At 49.1% G+C, this 234-nt stretch carries 1 protein-coding gene; it reads left to right on the top strand.

Features of this window, described 5'->3' with window-relative positions; translation table 11 throughout:
• The coding region (locus tag NE619_RS18515) for a helicase-related protein (protein WP_330640881.1) at positions 1-234 on the top strand (234 nt) is incomplete at both ends.

Here is a 234-nt window from a genome sequence, read left to right as displayed (position 1 = left end):
AGAAAAAAGAATTGTTTGCAAAGGTACGAAGCGGTACGGTCCGAATTCTTATGGGAAGTACCTTTAAAATGGGGGCAGGTATGAATGTACAGGACAAGATCATCGCCAGCCACGATCTTGATTGTCCCTGGCGTCCGCGTGACTTAGAGCAGAGGCGAGGGCGGTCGATCCGGCAGGGAAATCAAAATGACAAGGTTTCCATTCTTCGCTATGTGACAGAGGGCACCTTTGATG

Origin of the sequence: Anaerovorax odorimutans (assembly GCF_024459955.1) — a bacterium.
Taxonomy (GTDB): domain Bacteria; phylum Bacillota; class Clostridia; order Peptostreptococcales; family Anaerovoracaceae; genus Hominibacterium; species Hominibacterium odorimutans_A.
The sequence above is the reverse complement of the archived record's forward strand: the minus strand, read 5'-3'. Positions and strand labels throughout refer to the sequence as shown.